Here is a 17,264-nt window from a genome sequence, read left to right as displayed (position 1 = left end):
CGGTATAATAAGTCCAATAAAACACCCGGAAAGAAGGCGCGTTTTCATGCCGAAAAGCTCGAACCAGAAGCTGAAGCTCCTTTACCTGCGGCGAATCCTGCTCGAAGAGACCGACGATAATCATCACCTGAATGCAGAACAGCTGGTCTCCAAACTGGAACAGCTGGGCATTAATGCCGACCGAAAGACGATCTATGCAGATGTGGCGGCCCTGCAGGACTATGGCATGGATATTTTTCTCCAGCGCGGTCCGGGCGGCGGCTACAGCGTTTCCTCACGCGAGTTCGAACTCCCCGAGCTCAAGCTGCTCGTAGACGCGATCCAGTGCTCACGGTTTATCACGGAAAAGAAAAGCCGCGAGTTGATCGGCAAGATTGAGTCTCTTGCAAGCAGGGAAGAAGCGCGGCAGCTTCAGCGCCAGGTCTATGTCAGCGACCGCCTGAAAAACATTGATGAGAAGATCTACTACAATATCGACGCCCTGCACCGCGCGGTGTCGAGTGGCGTGAAAATTCGATTTCTGTATTTCAACTGGGCACTCGATTTCACACGCCGGGATAAAATCTACCGGAATTACCGTCATGACGGCGCATATTACTGCGTCAGCCCGTGGGCGCTGACATGGGACAATGAAAACTATTACCTCATCGCTTACGACCCGTCTGCGCCGGAAGGCTCGCGCATCCGCAACTACCGCGTTGACAAGATGGAAAACATCCAGCTGACTGAAGAAAAACGTGAGGGTGCGCAGCATTTCCGCGGCAGTTTCAGTCCGGCAGCGTATTCGCGCAAGATGTTCGGCATGTTTTCCGGGCATGAGGAGATCGTGCGCCTGCGCTGCCGCAAGGATGCCATCAACATCCTGCGCGACCGGTTCGGCTCCGAGCTTATGGTGCAGCCGGACGACAGCACACATTTCTTTGCGAGCGTGACCGTTGCGGTCAGTCCGCAGTTTTATGCGTGGGTCGTCGGCCTGAATGGCGCAGTGCGCATCGTTACACCGCAGCACGTCTGTGACAGCTTTCGAAAGCTGCTGCTGGAACAGCTTGAAGAATAACAGAAAACAGTCCTCCGCCGGTTTGGCTGCCGGAACGGAGGACTGCTGTTTTTCTGAAATTATTCCCAGTCGACCTTGTGCTGGAGCGGACCGGAGCCGCGGCCGAGGTCGAGACCATAGGCGATGCAGGCGGTGAGATACTGCTTGGCGCGGCGGACGCTCGTCGCAAGAGAATGTCCCTCGGCGAGGTTGCAGGCGATCGCGGAGGACAGCGTGCAGCCGGTGCCGTGTGTGTTGGGGTTGTCGATGCGCGGCGAGGGAAACCAGTGACAGGTTTCACCGTCAAACAGCAGGTCATCTGCACAGTCGGCAAGATGCCCGCCCTTGACGAGCACAGCGCCGCCGGTTTTCGCAGCGATTTCCTTTGCTGCCTGCTCCATGCCGTCTCGGTCGGTGATCTCGTGGCCGCAGATGGCGGCGGCCTCGTGCAGATTAGGCGTGACGAGCGTGCACAGGGGGAACAGATCGCCTATGAGCGCGTCGGCTGCGTCCCTTTGCAGCAGAACCTGACCGCTCGATGACATCATGACCGGATCGAGCACGATATTTTTCGCGTGATGCGCACGCAGACACTCTGCGGTCTTATGTATGATCTCCTTATCGTACAGCATGCCGATCTTGACAGCATCCGGGCGGATGTCCTCAAAAACGCAGTCGATCTGCCTGCCGACGAGATCGGCCGGCACAGCCTGCATGCCGGTCACATGAAAGGTGTTCTGTGCGACGACAGCAGAAATAACCGCCATGCCGTATACCCCGTGAGCCTCGAAGGTCTTGAGGTCGGTCTGAATGCCCGCACCGCCCGTCGGGTCGGTACCTGCAATGCTGAGTACATTTTTCATTGTTCTGTTTCCTCCAGTCCGCTGCCATCAAAGGCAGGAATAAAGCTCTCGCTGATCGACTCGTCCTGCTGAAAGAAGCCGCCAAGACCGAGCTCACGGAACTCTCCGCAGGCTGTTTCATACTCTTCGGCGGTGATCGTCCGGTCTAGCTCAGGATATTCGTCCATATCAAAGGGAGTGTACTGCCGCATGAGGCTGACGAGCACGCAGTTTCCCCAGCGCACAGCAATATCACGCAGTATCTGCGAGGTGTCGCCGCCGAGACCGGGCAGCATGAGATGACGGATGACCGTGCCGCGCGTCAGCATGCCGTTTTCATCAAATTGCGGCGCACCGGTCTGACGCACCATTTCGTCGATGGCAGGAACCGCGAAATCGCGGTAATCCTGTGCATGTGAGTAGAGGCCGGCGTAGTAGCTGCTGTAATACTTGTAGTCGGGCAGATAAATGTCGATCTGTCCGTCGAGCAGGTGCAGCGTCTCGATACATTCGTAGCCGCTCGAGTTGTAAACGACAGGGAGGGTAAGGCCTTCGTTCCGGGCAAGCGTGAGCGCGCGGATGATCTGCGGCACATAGTGTGCACCTGTAACGAGATTGATGTTGGCGGCGCCTTTGCGCTGAAGCGAGAGAAAGGTGGCGGCGAGACTTTCCTCTGTAATCATTCGGCCTGCGGCCTCTCGGCGGCTGATGGCACGGTTCTGACAGAATACGCAGCCAAGCGAGCAGTGCGAGAAAAATACCGTTCCGGAGCCGTTTGCTCCCGAAATGACCGGCTCCTCCCACAGATGCAGCGATGCGCGCGCTGCTTCGACGGAAGCGCCTGCACCGCAGACGCCGCGCGTTTTTGTTCTGTCCGCACCGCAGGCGCGCGGACAGAGCTTGCAGTTTTCCAGCAGACTCATCAAAATTCGTTCCCTCCATTAAGATATATTATAGCGCATTTTTGTATGGAAATAAAGGGGGCGGCGTGTTATAATAAATCATAATGCCGAAAAATTATACGGTGATAACAGAGTGATTATGTAGGAGATACAGGATATGAAAATTTCTGAACTTTTGAAGCAGGACAAGGTCACCCTCTCCTTTGAGGTGTTTCCGCCCAAGACGAGCAGCAGCTATGAGTCGGTAGCCAGAGCAACGCAGGAGATTGCGGCGCTGAGACCGGATTTCATGAGCGTAACCTACGGCGCAGGCGGCGGCACGAGCGAGCACACGGTCAATATTGCGGCTGACCTCAGGAAGAAGTATGACGTCACCGTGCTGACTCATCTGACCTGCGTGTCCTCGACCCGTGAGCATGTTGCAAAGATGGTTCAGAAATACAAGGAAAACGGTATCGAAAACATTCTTGCGCTCCGCGGCGACATCCCGGAGGGCGGCGCTCCGCACAGCGATTACCATTATGCAGCCGAGCTCGTGCGCGACATCAAGTCGCAGGGCGACTTCTGCATCGGCGGCGCATGCTATCCGGAGGGTCATGTAGAGGCGGCGAACAAGACCGAGGACATTCTGCATCTGAAGGAAAAGGTCGAGGCAGGCTGCGAATTTCTGACCACGCAGATGTTCTTTGATAACAATATCATGTATAATTTCCTGTACCGCATTCGCGAGAAGGGAATCACGGTCCCGGTCATCGCAGGCATCATGCCGGTAACCAACGTCAACCAGATCAAGCGCATCACCTCAATGTCCGGTACTTACCTGCCCGAGCGCTTCAAGGCGATCGTTGACCGCTTTGGCGACAACCCGGCGGCGATGAAGCAGGCGGGCGTGATCTACGCGACCGAGCAGATCATCGACCTGATCGCGAACGGCGTAAACCACATCCACGTTTATTCGATGAACAAGCCGGAGATTGCCGCCGGTATTCAGGCCAGCCTGTCGGAGATCCTCGGATGATCTCCTTTGACCGTGGAGAAGCGCTGCGCTATATGGGGTATCACGGTGCGGTGCCGGACGCAGCAGTAGCGGAGAGCCTGGAACGCTGTGCCGCCGAGCTTCAGGCGGCTGTGCAGCCGAAAAGCATCTCCGCCCGCTTCCCGCTGTCCTTCACCGGGGAGAATACGATGCAGATCGGCGATCTCACCGTCACAAGTGCGAATCTCGCGCGCAACCTCAGGGGCTGCACGGAAGTATACCTGATGGCGGCGACACTCGGCATCGGCGCAGATCGGCTGATCGCGCGCGCTTCGGCAGTCCGCATGAGCGATGCTGTTATCCTGCAGGCGGTGGCGGCGGCCATGATCGAGACCTGCTGTGATGAGGTGAACGATGCGCTGCGGCGCACGGCGGAGCAGGAGGGGCTGTACTGCCGTCCGCGCTTCAGTCCCGGCTACGGCGATTTTTCCATCGAGCATCAGCGTGATTTTTCCCGTCTGCTCGATACACCGCGCAAGATCGGTCTCACCGTGACCGAAAGCTGTCTGCTCGCGCCGATCAAATCGGTGACGGCGGTCATCGGTCTTTCGCCCGAAAAACAGGACTGCCATCGCAAGGGCTGCGAGGAATGCGGCAAAACAGATTGCAACTTCAGGAGATAAAGAGAAATGAAACTGACCGAACGTTTAGGAAAAGAATGGGTGTTTTTTGACGGCGGCATGGGCACGATCCTGCAGGCGCACGGACTGAAGGCCGGCGAGCTGCCCGAAACGTGGAACCTGTCGCATCCGGATGAGATCATCGCGCTGAACCGCAGCTATTTTGAGGCAGGCTGTGATGTCGTCAATACCAATACCTTCGGCGCGAATGCGCTCAAGTATCCGGACAACCTGCGCGAGATCGTCGAGGCGGCGGTGAGCCATGCAAAGACCGCACGCAGCCTTGCAGGACGTGAGGAGGCTTTTGTAGCACTCGACATCGGACCGACCGGCAAGCTGCTCCAGCCGATGGGCGATCTGCCGTTCGAGCGGGCGGTCGAGCTGTTTTCCGAGACCATTCGCATCGGTGCGGCGGCAGGCGCCGACCTTGTTCTGATCGAGACCATGAGCGACAGCTACGAGGCCAAGGCAGCGGTGCTCGCAGCTAAGGAAAGCTGCGAGCTGCCGGTTGTTGTCACCACCATTTTTGACGAAAAGGGCAAGCTGCTCACCGGCGGCACGGTGGATTCGGTCGTTGCCATGCTCGAAGGTCTGCGCGTAGACGCGCTCGGCGTCAACTGCGGCCTTGGCCCGGTACAGATGAAGCCGATCATCAAGCGCCTGACCGAGGTTTCCTCGCTTCCGATCGTTGTCAATCCGAATGCCGGTCTGCCGCGCAGCGAAAACGGCACGACGGTATTCGATATCGACGCAGAGGAGTTTGCGACTCTCATGGGAGAGATTGCCGGCATGGGCGTGCACGCGCTCGGCGGCTGCTGCGGCACGACACCGGCGCACATCAGTAAAATGATCGAGGTGTGCCGCAAAAAGCCGTTCGCCGCGCCGGTTCCCAAGCACAGAACGGTGGTTTCGTCGTTCTCGCAGACGGTCGAGATCGGCCCTAAGCCGGTCATCATCGGCGAACGCATCAACCCGACCGGCAAGAGCAGGTTCAAGGCGGCGCTGCGCGAGAACAACATCGAGTACATCCTCGGTGAGGGCATGGCGCAGGAGGACAGCGGTGCACACATCCTTGACGTAAACGTTGGCCTGCCAGAAATCGATGAGCCGGCAATGATGGAGCGCGTCGTGACGCGCCTTCAGAGCGTTATTGCACTGCCGCTTCAGATCGATACCTCGAATACCGAGGCAATGGAACGCGGCATGCGTCTGTATAACGGCAAGCCGATGATCAACTCGGTCAGCGGCAAGATGGAGAGCATGGAAGCGGTCTTTCCGCTCGTGCGCAAGTACGGCGGCGTTGTGGTTGGTCTGGCGCTCGATGAAAACGGCATTCCGGCGACTGCCGAGGGACGCATTCAGGTCGCAAGGAAGATCTACGAGACCGCGGAAAAATACGGCATTCCGCATGAAGACATCGTGATCGACGGCCTTGCAATGACGATTTCCTCGGACAGCGGCTCGGCGCTCGTCACGCTCGAAACGCTGCGCCGCGTGCGCGATGAGCTGCACGGACACTCTATTCTCGGCGTTTCCAACATTTCCTTCGGCCTGCCGCAGCGTGAGATCGTCAACTCGAATTTTTTCACCATGGCGCTCCAGAGCGGTCTGTCCTGTGCGATCATCAACCCGAATATGGACGCAATGATGCGCTCCTACCGCGCGTATCTTGCGCTTGCAAACCTGGACGAGCAGTGCGCCGGTTATATTGCAGCCTACGGAAACCAGCCTGCGCCTTCTGCTGCTCCGACAGCGGCGGGTGGTGCAGTCATGCCGCTTGGCGAAAGCATTGAACGCGGTCTGGGCGAGCGCGCGGTGCAGGCCGCGAAGGAAATGCTTCAGACGGCAGCGCCGCTCGATGTTGTAAACGGCGAGCTCATTCCGGCGCTTGACCGCGTGGGCAAGGGCTTCGAGAAGGGAACGGTATTCCTGCCGCAGCTGCTGATGAGTGCGGAGGCGGCCAAGGCTGCGTTCGAGGTCGTTAAGGAAGCGATGAAGGGCGAGGATCAGCAGACCAAGGGCAAGATCATCCTCGCGACGGTCAAGGGCGACATCCACGACATCGGCAAAAATATCGTCAAGGTCCTGCTTGAAAACTATGCTTATCAGGTCCTCGACCTCGGCAAGGACGTTCCGCCCGAGGTGATCGTTGACACCGCTATTAGGGAGGACATCAAGGTAGTCGGCCTGAGTGCGCTGATGACGACGACCGTTGTCAGCATGGAGGAGACCATCAGGCAGCTGCGCGAGAAAAAACCGGACACCAAGGTCGTTGTCGGCGGCGCGGTGCTGACGCAGGAATATGCGGACTCCATCGGCGCGGACTGCTACGCGAAGGACGCGATGGCGACCGTTCACTTTGCGGACAGCGTTTTCGGCGTATAAACAGAAAAGAGGCATATCCGACGGGGAAAACTCTCGGATATGCCTTTCTCATAAAAAGAAAACCATGCGCTCCCGAACGAAGGGGCGCATGGTTTTTGTTTATCTGGACGCGATAACGTCGTTCATATCATACATGCCGGATTGCGTGCGAGTCGCCATGTACTCGGCTGCATCGACAGCGCCAACCGCGAAAACCTCACGGGAAAGCGCGGTGTGCTTGATCTCGATGATCTCGTCGCGGCCGCAGAACAGCACGCTGTGCTCGCCGACGATCGTGCCGCCGCGGACAGCGGAAATGCCGATCTCGTGCGCCGGACGCTTTTCGCGGCGCTCGTGGCGGTCGTAGACATATTCAGCCTTGTAGGGCAGGGCGGAGGCAACTGCGTCTGCGAGCATGATCGCCGTGCCGGACGGCGCGTCGAGCTTCTGATTGTGGTGCTTCTCGATGATCTCAACGTCGTACTTGTCGCCGAGAACGGAAGCCGACTTCTTGAGCAGCTCGCTCATCAGGTTGATGCCGATGGACATGTTGCCCGAACGGAACACCGGAATGGAGGCGGAGGCTGCGCGGATGCGGTCAAGCTGCTCGGCGCTGTGGCCGGTGGTGCAGATCACGACCGGCAGACGGCGCGCCTCACAGTAATCGAGCAGACGCTCGGTCAGCGCGGCGTTCGAAAAGTCGATGACAACATCGCAGTCACCCTGATACTCCGCAAAATCCTTGTAGATCGGGAAATCTGCGTACTGTTCGGTGCGAATATCAAAGCCGACAGCGATTTCCATGCCGTCGCGGCTGCTGACGATATCGCTGATTACACGGCCCATGCGGCCGCTGCAGCCGGAAAGCGCGATTTTTAACATCTTTCTCTGTTCTCCTGTCTGTCTGTGAAGAAATTAGATTTTGCAGCCTGCGTTCTCCAGCTCGCGCTTGATATAGGCGATGTGCTCCTCGCTCGGCTCAACGAGCGGCAGACGGAGATCGCCGACCTTCCAGCCGAGCAGCTCCATTGCCTTCTTGACCGGGATCGGGTTGACCTCGCAGAACAGCGCATCGATGAGGCTGTGATACTTGAACTGCATCTGAGCGGCCTCGGGATAACGATTTTCAAGGCAGAGCTGCGTGAGATCGTGGGTCTCCTGCGGCGCAACATTGGAAAGGACGGAAATAACGCCCTTTGCGCCGAGCGACATCATCGGAACGATCTGATCGTCGTTGCCGGACCATACGTTCAGGTTGTCGCCGCACTTCGCCATGGTTTCAGCCAGCAGCGAGAAGTTGCCGGAAGCAGCCTTGAGGCCGTTGATATTCGGGTGCTTAGACAGCTCATACAGGGTATCGGCGGTGAAGGAAACGCCGGTACGGCTCGGCACGTTGTACAGAACGATCGGAAGATCGCAGCAGTCTGCGATTGCGGTGTAGTGTGCGATCAGGCCGCGCTGCGTAGTCTTGTTATAGTACGGCGTAACCGACAGACCGGCATCAGCGCCGCATTCAGCTGCAAACTTGGTCAGCTCAATGGCGTATGCGGTGTCGTTGGAACCCGTGCCGGCAATGACGGGAACGCGGTGGTTGACATATTCGCAGCACCAGGACAGAACCTCGCGGTGCTCCTTGTCGTGCAGGGCAGAGGCCTCGCCGGTCGTGCCGCAGACGATGATCGCATCAGTATGATGTGCAATCTGGTAGTCGATAATGCGGCCGAACTCCTCGTAGTTTACCTCACCGGTGGACTTGAACGGGGTGATGATCGCAACACCCGCACCGGTAAAAACAGGCTTCTTCATAGTAAGAATGCTCCTCCTTAGCGGTCCATATAGCCCTCGGCGCACAGCAGCTCTGCCATCAGAACAGCGCCGCCGGCAGCGCCGCGCAGAGTATTGTGCGACAGGCTGACGAACTTGTAATCAAAAATGGTGTCCTCGCGCAGACGGCCGATGGTGACGCCCATGCCGTTCTCGGTCATGCGGTCGAGCTTGGTCTGCGGACGGTTATCTTCCTCGCAGTAGGTGAGATAATGCTCGGGAGCAGACGGGAGCTTCAGCTCCTGTGCACGGCCCTTGAAGCTGTTCCAGCGCTCGATCATGACCTCCTTGGAGGGCTTGTTCTTGAACTTGACGGAAGCCGCAGCCATGTGACCGTCAGAGCAGGCAACGCGCAGGCACTGCGCAGAGATGACCGGGACAGTCGCCGGCTCGATGTGGTCGCCCTCGATGTGGCCCCAGATCTTCATCGGCTCCTTCTCGCTCTTCTCTTCCTCGCCGCCGATATACGGGATAACGTTGTCGACCATTTCCGGCCAGGTCTCGAAGGTCTTGCCAGCGCCCGAGATTGCCTGATAGGTGCAGACGGAAACCTCGGTCGGTTCAAAGTCCATCAGAGCAGACAGAGCCGGAACATAGGACTGGATCGAGCAGTTGGACTTGACCGCGATGAAACCGCGCTTGGTGCCCAGACGCTTGCGCTGTGCCGGGATGATCTCAGCGTGGTCGGCATTGATCTCCGGAATGATCATCGGAACGTCCGGGGTGCCGCGGTGAGCGGAGTTGTTGGAGCAGACCGGGCACTCGAGCTTCGCATACTTTTCCTCGAGGGCGCGGATCTCGTCCTTCTTCATGTCGACCGCGCAGAAGATGAAATCGACCTTGGAGGCGATCTCCTCTGCGTCTGCGGTTGCGTCGTACATGACCATGTCCTTGTACTTGTCGGGCATCGGAACGGTCATCTTCCAGCGGCCTTCACAAGCCTCGGCATAGGTCTTACCCTTGTTGCGCGCAGATGCTGCGAGAGCAACGACCTCGAACCACGGATGATTCTCCAGCAGCAGGGAGAAACGCTGACCTACCATGCCGGTCGCGCCGACGATGCCTACTTTGTACTGCTTCATGTTTATCAGATCCTTCCAGAAAGGTGTAATAACGTGTGTGTGCATCCGGCGGATACACTGCAATTTTCACCGGCAGCGGTGTTTTCTGTGAGAAATATCACGCTGCGTGCCGAAATATGAAAAATACCGGTTGAAAAACCGGTATGACCTATACTATAATAGAAAGAGCGGAAAATCGCCGCCGCTTTCTAACACAGCTTAGCTCTCCACCGGCATTTCTGCTGATGACAGACGCAGGGATCTTATCCGCAGCATCCAGTCCGGTCCTGCCGCAACAGAACGACCGACTTCGGCGGAAGACCCTTTTTCGGCTGATGAACGGGTTTGCGGACCCTGTCAGGCGATACTGATGAAAACCGCGCCTCTATCTGTATCAGATACTTTTCCTTCTTATTTTAAGATAAGGCGATATATTTGTCAATAGAAGGCGGCAAAATAAACATGATTTCTAACAGGAGTTGAACAGAAAATGAAACGCTTTTTTTCGGCGCTGCTGTGCGCGGCGGCGCTGACCGGCACGCTGGCCGTGCCTGCGGCGGGTGCTGCGAGCACGGATACCACGCTTCGTGTCGGTCTGACGGTCGGCGGAGCGTCCTCGTTCGCCACGCCCATGCTGGAAAATGTCTCCGGCGAGAGCACCGGCTATACGGTCGGAACGGTAAGCGGCACGACCTTCAAGAGCGCCGCTTCGCTGGCTTCTTCTCAGCTGACCATCCGGCTGAATGATAAAAACGCCTTTGAGGTGTGCGATACCGAGACAGGCAAGGTGCTGTTTACGTCCGCCGAGGGTCTCGAGCAGCTGGCGATCCGACCGAACAGCCGTCTGACCTGGTTCAAGGGCTATAAGTGGTACGGCGATTTTGTCTATCGCCGCGCCTCGAACGGAAACATCACCGTTATAAACTATGTGAATGTCGAGGATTATGTGAAGGGCGTGCTGCCGTATGAGATCGACCCGGACTGGCCGGCCGACGCACAGAAGGCGCAGGCGATCTGCACGCGCTCGTTCGCGCTCGGTACGCACAAGCATACGGACAGCGGCTATGACCTGTGCAATACCACCAACTGTCAGGTATATCTCGGCGCGACACGCGCGACGAGCGAGTCGGATGCTGCGGTCAGCGCAACGGCGGGCGAAACGCTGTCCTGCGACGGCAAGGAGGTCATCGGCTACTTCTTTTCGTCGGACGGCGGCGCGACCGAGGATGCGGCCAATGTATGGGGCGGCGAATACAGCTACCTCAAGGGCAAGGCTGACCCCTATGAGGAAAAGGACAAGGACAAGTGGAGTGTGACGCTGACGCCGGCCGAGGTCAAGACCAGACTGACGAATGCCGGCTATTCGATCGGCACGGTCGCGAAGGTCGAGGTCACAAAGCGCACCGCGACGAACAATGTTGCCGAAGTGACCGTTACCGACACCGACGGCAAGAAGGTAACGCTGACGCGCAGCAGCGTGCGCACGGTTTTCGGTCTCAAGAGCATCAACTACTCGATCACCGCAAACACTGCGGCGACGAGTTCACAGACAAAAACCGCTGTGCAGAAAACCGCATCCGCGACAAAGACGAGCGTTAAAATCTCCCCGTCGGTACATACGGTCACGGTTGACGGCAAGGTGGTGAAGCCGCAGGGCTACAACATCAACGACAATAACTACTACAAGCTGCGCGATGTGGCGTGGATCCTGAACGGTACGGGCAGCGAGTTCAACGTGACCTGGGACGGCGCGAACAACCGCATCCTGCTCAGTCCGAACGCGCCCTATGTCAAGGTGGGCGGCGAGATGAGCGATACCGTCGCGGCGGTCAAGAAGCTCTCACCCTCGACAGCGGCGGTCGCTGTGGGGAACAAGACCGTGCAGCTGACCGGCTATAATGTAAACGATAATAACTACTACAAGCTGCGCGACATCGGCGACGCGCTCGGCTTTGCGGTGGACTGGGACCCGGAGGGCGTGGTCGTCATCCGCTCGGCCGACAAGACGACCGATGACAGCAAGAATGATACGTCTGACGGCAATAACGGCGGAAACAGCAGCAGCGACCAAAATAACAGCAATAATAATACCGGAAATGACGGGCAGACCGCAGAAACTGCTGCAAGCTGGACGTTCAGCGGCGCAGGCTGGGGCCACAGCGTCGGTATGAGCCAGTGGGGCGCGTATGCGATGGCGAAGCAGGGCTTCAGCTATGAGGATATTCTGAAATTCTACTTCACCGGTATCGAAATATCGAAATAATATGAGACAGGAGGTACGGCGTGGACGCAGGGCAGAAAAACTGTCTGCGCCCATGCTTTTGTGATGAAAAAGAGTGATTTTTATTTTGATCTGCCGGAACGGCTGATCGCACAGCATCCGCTCGAGCAGCGCGATGCATCCCGGATGATGGTGCTCGACCGCAGGGACGGCTCGGTGACGCACCGCCATTTTCATGATATGCTCGAGTATGTAAAACCGGGCGACTGCGTTGTCTTCAACAATTCGCGCGTTATTCCGGCCCGTCTGATGGGCCACGCAGTCGGCCATGTGACGCCGATCGAGGTGCTGCTGCTGACCGACAAGGGCGACGGCCTGTGGGAATGCCTGACCCGTCCGGGCAGAAAGACCCGCGCGGGCGTTGAGCTGACGTTTGGCGACGGCCTGCTGACCGCGACGGTCGAGGCGGTGCAGCCGGACGGCAACCGACTGATCCGCTTCCACTATGAGGGCATTTTCCTTGAGATTCTCGACAAGCTCGGCACGATGCCGCTGCCGCCGTACATCAAGGAAAAGCTCGAAGACCCGGAGCGCTATCAGACCGTCTACTCCAAGACACCCGGCTCGGCTGCCGCGCCGACCGCAGGTCTGCACTTTACGAAGGAGCTGCTCGAAGCGCTGAAGGACAAGGGCGTAAAGCTCGCGTTCGTCACGCTGCACGTTGGTCTGGGTACGTTCCGCCCGGTCAAGGAGGACGAGATCACCGATCATGTCATGCACTCCGAGTTCTATGTCATGGACGAGGAGACCGCGAAGATCATCAACGACACACGTGATGCAGGCGGCGACATCTGGGCGGTCGGCACGACGGCGACGCGCACGCTCGAGACCATCGCAGACGAGACCGGTCATGTCCGCGCACAGTCCGGCTGGACAGCGATCTTCATCTATCCGGGCTATCGCTTCAAGGCAGTCGATCATCTGATCACCAACTTCCATCTACCGGAGAGCACGCTGATGATGCTTATTTCCGCATTCGCAAGCCGCGAAATGGTCATGAACGCTTATCAGGAAGCGATCAGGGAAGAATACAGATTTTTCTCGTTCGGTGACAGCATGATGCTGTACTGATGCCGCAAACCCAGTATGTAATATGTAATTTGTGAGGAATATATGGAAATCGGAAAATTTAACCTAATCAAAACCGAAGGCCGCGCGCGCCGCGGCGAATTCTGCACGGCACACGGCGTGGTGCAGACCCCGGTCTTTCAGAACGTCGGCACGGCCGGCGCGATCAAGGGCGCGGTCGATGCGTTCGACCTCAAGGAGCTTGGCTGCCAGATCGAGCTGTCCAATACCTACCATCTGCACGTTCGCCCGGGCGATCAGATCGTCCGTCAGATGGGCGGCCTGCACAAGTTCATGCGCTGGGACGGTCCGATGCTGACCGACTCGGGCGGATTTCAGGTTTTTTCGCTTGCGACGCTGCGCAAGATCAAGGAGGAGGGCGTGACCTTCCATTCGCACGTCGACGGCCGCAAGATCTTCATGGGTCCCGAGGAGAGCATGCGCATCCAGTCCAATCTTGGCTCGGATATCGCCATGGCGTTTGATGAGTGCATCGAAAACCCGGCGCCGCGCGAGTACGTCAAGAACTCCATCGACCGCACGACGCGCTGGCTCAAGCGCTGCAAGGCCGAGCTCGACCGTCTCAACAGCCTGCCTGATACCGTCAATCCGCATCAGCTGCTGTTCGGCATCAATCAGGGCGGCACCTATGATGACCTGCGCATCGAGCACATGCAGGCGATCTCCGAACTTGATCTGCCGGGCTACGCGATCGGCGGTCTGGCCGTCGGCGAAAGCACCGAGGTCATGTACCATATTCTTGATGTCGTCCTGCCGCACGCGCCGCAGAACAAGCCGCGCTATCTGATGGGCGTCGGCACACCGAGCAACATCATCGAGGGTGTTGCTCGCGGCATCGACTTCTTCGACTGTGTCATGCCGACCCGGAACGCGCGCCACGGTCATCTGTTCACGCACAGCGGCATCCTGAACCTTATGAATGCCAAGTACCAGACCGACGACCGCCCGATCGAGGAGGGCTGTCAGTGCCCGACCTGCCGCCGCTTCAGCCGCGCCTATCTGCGCCACCTGCTCAAGAGCGGCGAGATGCTGTCGCAGCGTCTCCTGGTCATGCACAACCTCTGGTTCTACAACCATCTGATGCAGGAGATCCGCGATGCGCTCGACGAGGGCCGATTCGAGGAATTCCGTGCAGAATACAGCGAAAAAATGTCCAAGCGCATCTAAGGCCGCGCAGGATACAACAGAAAGCGTCTGCTGTGAGGGCAGGCGCTTTTCTGGTTTTACGGAACTGTGTTCGCTCATATGCTGACCCGAGAGGGGAGGCGCAGGCAGGTGCGGTTTCGGAAAAAGACAGTGCTGTATGCGGCCGGGGTGCTCGCGTGCGGGAATATCGCCCTGCAGGCGCTCGGCTTTGTCTATCGCGTGATGCTCAGCCGCTTTGCAGGCGCAGAGGGTCTCGGCATGTACCGACTCGCTAATTCGGTGTATCTGGTACTGCACACCGGCTGCCTTTCGGGTGTGACGATGGCGTGCTCGCGGCTGTCGGCGGCGTGCGAGGCAACAGGGGAGAAGGGGAAGACCGGTGCGGTGCTTCGTCTCGCATTTTCAGTGTTTTTTACGCTTGCGTTCGCAAGCGCGACAGGGCTGCTGCTGTGCGGCGACCAGATTGCAGCAGGCATTCTCGGCAATCCGCACGCGGCACAGGCGTTTCCGTTCATGCTGCTCTGTCTTATGCTGACCGGGATTGAAAATATCCTCAAGGCGCTGTTCATCGGACTGGAATGCGTGCAGTACACCGTGATCAGTGAAACAGGAGAGCAGCTGGTGCGCATTGCAGCCGTCGGCGTGCTGCTGCACACAGTCGGCGGCGATTGCGGGACAATGGCGAAGCTGATCTTCGCCGGAATGGCAGTCAGCGAGGTGTTCAGCGTGCTGCTGCTCAGCCTTCTGTTCCGTCGGGAACGGGGAGAGGCGCACCGCACGGCTGTCAGGGTCGATGCTGCGCTTGCGCGGCAGTTTGCGGCAATCGCCATACCGCTTTCGCTGTCCGCGCTCGCGGCCAATCTGCTTTCGGCGGCAGGTTCGGTCATCCTGCCGCGGCGGCTGATGGCGGCCGGAATGGACGCAGAGCAGGCGCTCGCTGCGCTCGGAACGCTTTCCGGCATGGTGCTGCCGCTCATGCTGCTGCCCTCGGCGCTCATCGGCTCGATCGGCACTGCATTGCTGCCGATTGTGACGGCGGCGCACGCTACGGGGAACCGCGCCCGTGTGCGCGCCCTCGTCGGCCGGGCGGTCATGACGGTCGGACTGATCGGCATCCCGGCGACCGCTGTGCTCATTCCGCTCGCACCCTCACTCAGCCTGCTGCTGTTCGCGCAGCCGCTCACGCTGCGGTATGCAGCGCTCACCGGTGCAGCGGCAGTTGCCATGTACTACCAGATGATCACTTCCGGCCTGCTGAACGCGCTCGGATTGCAGAATCGGAGCGTTCTGACCGCCGTTCTGGCAGAATTCGTACAGCTCGCACTTGTGCTTCGATGGTGCTCGCGCCCAGCGCTCGGCATTTACGGGTATCTTCTCGCGATGCTGCTGAGCGGCGCCGGAGCGGCCTTTTTTAATCTTGCCGTTCTGCATCATGCGACCGGCTTTGCGCTGCGACCGATGCGGCGTCTCGGACTGCCGCTGATGTGCGGCGCGGCGGCGGGCCTCTGGACGCGGCTGTTTGCGCTTCTGTTTTCTGAGCACGTGGCAAGTCCTGTTCTTGCGCTTGCGATGACGCTCGCCGGAGCTGGAATGCTCTGTCTTGCGCTGCTGCGGCTGTGCGGCCTGCATCCGCTGCGTTATCTTGCCGCTCGGAGAGAATAGAAAACGCAGCAAATCTTGACAAATGCGCGTAAAAAAGCTATCATAAGAAAGAAATAATATCGAGATAGCGGCTCCTGCCTCGGAGGCAGGGGCCTTTTTGGAGGAAGTAAAAATGGAACTTACCATGTGCTGCCCGACGCTGTTCGGGCTTGAGGGCATCGTCGCGGACGAGCTGCGCTTCGGCGGCAGGCTGACAGATGTGCGTGCGGAAAACGGCCGTGTATTTTTCGAGGGTGACGAGAGCACGCTTGCGTGGGCGAACCTTAATCTGCGCTGCGCAGAGCGCGTGCTCATCCGACTGGGCGCGTTCCGCGCAAAGACGTTCGACCAGCTTTTCGAAGGCGTGAAGGCGCTGCCGTGGGAGGAATTCATCCCGGCGGACGGCGCATTTCCGGTCAAGGGACACAGCCTGGACTCGGCGCTGCATTCCATCCCGGACTGCCAGAAGATCGTCAAGAAGGCGGTCGTTTCGCGCCTGTCGCAGAAATACGGCCAGGGCTGGTTTGAGGAGAGCGGCGCGAAGTATCAGATCCAGTTCGCCATCATGCATGATACTGCGGAAATTTATCTGGATACCTCGGGCGCCGGTCTGCACAAGCGCGGCTACCGCGCGAACAGCAATGCCGCGCCGCTGCGCGAGACGCTCGCCGCTGCAATGGTCAAGCTCGCACGCTGGCGCGGCCGGGAGCCGTTCCTCGATCCGTTCTGCGGTTCGGGCACGATCGCCATCGAGGCTGCGATGATCGCGCAGCGCCGCGCTCCCGGTCTGCTGCGCCGCTTCGATGCAGAGAAATGGAGCTGCTTCGATAAAAAGGTCTGGCAGCAGGCGCGTGAGGACGCGCTCTGCATGGCGGATGCGGCCGCCCGTTTTGATATTGTCGGCAGCGACATCGACCCGGAATGCGTCAAGCTGTCTATCTCTAATGCCCATAAGGCAGGCGTCGCAGGCACGGTATTCTTCGAGCAGGCGGACGCGACGAAGCGCGATTACAGCGGCGGCGGCATCCTGTTCGCCAATCCGCCCTACGGTGAGCGGCTGCTTGACCAGCAGCAGGCAGAGCAGCTTTATACGGCGCTCGGCCGCGCGACGAAAAATTCGCCGATGAAGCAGTATATCCTCAGCTCGGACCCGCTCTTTGAACGCTGCTACGGCCGTCCGGCAGACAAACGCCGCAAGCTGTATAACGGCATGATAAAGTGCGAACTTCATATGTATTTCAAGAATGCGCCGCGCAAACCGCGCCCGCAGGTTTAAGCACTTACAGACATCGAGTGCTAAAATTGCCATTTTCTGAAAGAAATAATTCATAAATTATTCAAAAATTTTTGGCGTTACCCCCTTGCATAATAGCGAGAGTTGATGTAATATAATACTCGAGTTAGCACTCCGGTATTTTGAGT

At 58.4% G+C, this 17,264-nt stretch carries 14 protein-coding genes and 1 riboswitch; of the genes, 9 read left to right on the top strand and 5 right to left on the bottom strand.

Going from position 1 to position 17,264, the window contains the following annotated elements:
- Nucleotides 1-46 precede the first annotated feature (46 nt).
- Nucleotides 47-1,057: a helix-turn-helix transcriptional regulator gene (locus H8S02_RS08575; RefSeq protein WP_186970176.1), complete on the top strand. Its 1,011-nt coding sequence runs from the start codon at nt 47-49 to the stop codon at nt 1,055-1,057.
- A gap of 59 nt (nt 1,058-1,116) precedes the next feature.
- Here H8S02_RS08575 and thiD read toward each other — a convergent pair whose 3' ends face one another.
- Both thiD and H8S02_RS08565 read right to left on the bottom strand, forming a co-directional pair.
- On the bottom strand, nt 1,117-1,899 hold the full coding sequence (gene thiD / locus H8S02_RS08570) for a bifunctional hydroxymethylpyrimidine kinase/phosphomethylpyrimidine kinase (RefSeq protein WP_186970175.1): 783 nt from the start codon (nt 1,897-1,899) through the stop codon (nt 1,117-1,119).
- A complete protein-coding gene (locus H8S02_RS08565; RefSeq protein ID WP_186970247.1) occupies nt 1,896-2,801 on the bottom strand; it encodes a radical SAM protein in 906 nt (301 codons plus the stop codon). The genes thiD and H8S02_RS08565 overlap by 4 nt, the downstream gene beginning before the upstream one ends.
- Before the next feature lie 136 nt (nt 2,802-2,937).
- Here H8S02_RS08565 and metF point away from each other — a divergent pair, with 136 nt between their 5' ends.
- From metF to H8S02_RS08550, 3 genes are read left to right on the top strand one after another with little or no spacing between them, the layout of a single operon-like run.
- Entirely contained in the window at nt 2,938-3,798 is an 861-nt protein-coding gene (gene metF / locus H8S02_RS08560) for a methylenetetrahydrofolate reductase [NAD(P)H] (protein ID WP_186970174.1), read from the top strand.
- A complete protein-coding gene (locus tag H8S02_RS08555) occupies nt 3,795-4,439 on the top strand; it encodes a vitamin B12 dependent-methionine synthase activation domain-containing protein (RefSeq protein ID WP_186970173.1) in 645 nt (214 codons plus the stop codon). Before metF ends, H8S02_RS08555 begins: the two co-directional genes overlap by 4 nt.
- Nucleotides 4,440-4,445: 6 nt before the next feature.
- Nucleotides 4,446-6,821, top strand: coding sequence for a homocysteine S-methyltransferase family protein (locus H8S02_RS08550; RefSeq protein WP_186970172.1), 2,376 nt, complete (start codon nt 4,446-4,448; stop codon nt 6,819-6,821).
- Nucleotides 6,822-6,920: 99 nt separating this feature from the next.
- On the opposite strand, the gene dapB is transcribed toward H8S02_RS08550, so the two are convergent.
- From dapB to asd, 3 genes are read right to left on the bottom strand one after another with little or no spacing between them, the layout of a single operon-like run.
- A complete protein-coding gene (gene dapB, locus H8S02_RS08545; RefSeq protein WP_186970171.1) occupies nt 6,921-7,682 on the bottom strand; it encodes a 4-hydroxy-tetrahydrodipicolinate reductase in 762 nt (253 codons plus the stop codon).
- A 33-nt stretch (nt 7,683-7,715) separates the two neighbouring features.
- Complete coding sequence (gene dapA / locus H8S02_RS08540) at nt 7,716-8,606, bottom strand: 4-hydroxy-tetrahydrodipicolinate synthase (RefSeq protein WP_186970170.1); 891 nt, start codon at nt 8,604-8,606, stop codon at nt 7,716-7,718.
- Nucleotides 8,607-8,623: 17 nt separating this feature from the next.
- The gene (asd, locus tag H8S02_RS08535) at nt 8,624-9,706 is read right to left on the bottom strand and encodes an aspartate-semialdehyde dehydrogenase (protein WP_186970169.1); all 1,083 of its coding nucleotides are present in this window, start codon (nt 9,704-9,706) and stop codon (nt 8,624-8,626) included.
- Nucleotides 9,707-9,897: 191 nt separating this feature from the next.
- A riboswitch (Lysine riboswitch) is annotated at nt 9,898-10,081 on the bottom strand.
- A gap of 94 nt (nt 10,082-10,175) precedes the next feature.
- Between asd and H8S02_RS08530 the strand changes: the two genes are divergently transcribed.
- The 5 genes from H8S02_RS08530 to H8S02_RS08510 all read left to right on the top strand — a co-directional run bounded on the left by H8S02_RS08530 (nt 10,176) and on the right by H8S02_RS08510 (nt 17,118).
- A complete protein-coding gene (locus H8S02_RS08530; protein ID WP_186970168.1) occupies nt 10,176-11,948 on the top strand; it encodes a SpoIID/LytB domain-containing protein in 1,773 nt (590 codons plus the stop codon).
- 63 nt (nt 11,949-12,011) lie between these two features.
- Nucleotides 12,012-13,037 carry a tRNA preQ1(34) S-adenosylmethionine ribosyltransferase-isomerase QueA gene (queA, locus tag H8S02_RS08525; protein ID WP_186970167.1) on the top strand — a complete coding sequence of 342 codons (1,026 nt, stop codon included), beginning with the start codon at nt 12,012-12,014 and terminating at the stop codon, nt 13,035-13,037.
- A 42-nt stretch (nt 13,038-13,079) separates the two neighbouring features.
- Entirely contained in the window at nt 13,080-14,222 is a 1,143-nt protein-coding gene (gene tgt, locus H8S02_RS08520) for a tRNA guanosine(34) transglycosylase Tgt (protein WP_186970166.1), read from the top strand.
- Between the two features lie 108 nt (nt 14,223-14,330).
- Entirely contained in the window at nt 14,331-15,863 is a 1,533-nt protein-coding gene (locus tag H8S02_RS08515) for an oligosaccharide flippase family protein (protein ID WP_186970165.1), read from the top strand.
- 112 nt (nt 15,864-15,975) lie between these two features.
- On the top strand, nt 15,976-17,118 hold the full coding sequence (locus tag H8S02_RS08510) for a THUMP domain-containing class I SAM-dependent RNA methyltransferase (RefSeq protein ID WP_186970164.1): 1,143 nt from the start codon (nt 15,976-15,978) through the stop codon (nt 17,116-17,118).
- Nucleotides 17,119-17,264: the final 146 nt, after the last annotated feature.

The organism is Agathobaculum hominis (genome assembly GCF_014288055.1).
In the GTDB taxonomy this organism is placed as follows: domain Bacteria; phylum Bacillota; class Clostridia; order Oscillospirales; family Butyricicoccaceae; genus Agathobaculum; species Agathobaculum hominis.
Note: the sequence above shows the minus strand (reverse complement) of the source record. Positions and strands in the feature narration are given on the sequence as shown.

Excerpts from the sequence above, each read along its gene's own strand:
- H8S02_RS08575 (WP_186970176.1), top strand. The coding sequence starts at position 47 with ATGCCGAAAAGCTCGAACCAGAAGCTGAAGCTCCTTTACCTGCGGCGA.
- queA (WP_186970167.1), top strand. The coding sequence starts at position 12,012 with ATGAAAAAGAGTGATTTTTATTTTGATCTGCCGGAACGGCTGATCGCA.
- H8S02_RS08550 (WP_186970172.1), top strand. The coding sequence starts at position 4,446 with ATGAAACTGACCGAACGTTTAGGAAAAGAATGGGTGTTTTTTGACGGC.
- dapA (WP_186970170.1), bottom strand. The coding sequence starts at position 8,606 with ATGAAGAAGCCTGTTTTTACCGGTGCGGGTGTTGCGATCATCACCCCG.
- metF (WP_186970174.1), top strand. The coding sequence starts at position 2,938 with ATGAAAATTTCTGAACTTTTGAAGCAGGACAAGGTCACCCTCTCCTTT.
- dapB (WP_186970171.1), bottom strand. The coding sequence starts at position 7,682 with ATGTTAAAAATCGCGCTTTCCGGCTGCAGCGGCCGCATGGGCCGTGTA.
- H8S02_RS08530 (WP_186970168.1), top strand. The coding sequence starts at position 10,176 with ATGAAACGCTTTTTTTCGGCGCTGCTGTGCGCGGCGGCGCTGACCGGC.
- H8S02_RS08565 (WP_186970247.1), bottom strand. The coding sequence starts at position 2,801 with ATGAGTCTGCTGGAAAACTGCAAGCTCTGTCCGCGCGCCTGCGGTGCG.
- H8S02_RS08555 (WP_186970173.1), top strand. The coding sequence starts at position 3,795 with ATGATCTCCTTTGACCGTGGAGAAGCGCTGCGCTATATGGGGTATCAC.
- thiD (WP_186970175.1), bottom strand. The coding sequence starts at position 1,899 with ATGAAAAATGTACTCAGCATTGCAGGTACCGACCCGACGGGCGGTGCG.
- tgt (WP_186970166.1), top strand. The coding sequence starts at position 13,080 with ATGGAAATCGGAAAATTTAACCTAATCAAAACCGAAGGCCGCGCGCGC.
- asd (WP_186970169.1), bottom strand. The coding sequence starts at position 9,706 with ATGAAGCAGTACAAAGTAGGCATCGTCGGCGCGACCGGCATGGTAGGT.
- H8S02_RS08510 (WP_186970164.1), top strand. The coding sequence starts at position 15,976 with ATGGAACTTACCATGTGCTGCCCGACGCTGTTCGGGCTTGAGGGCATC.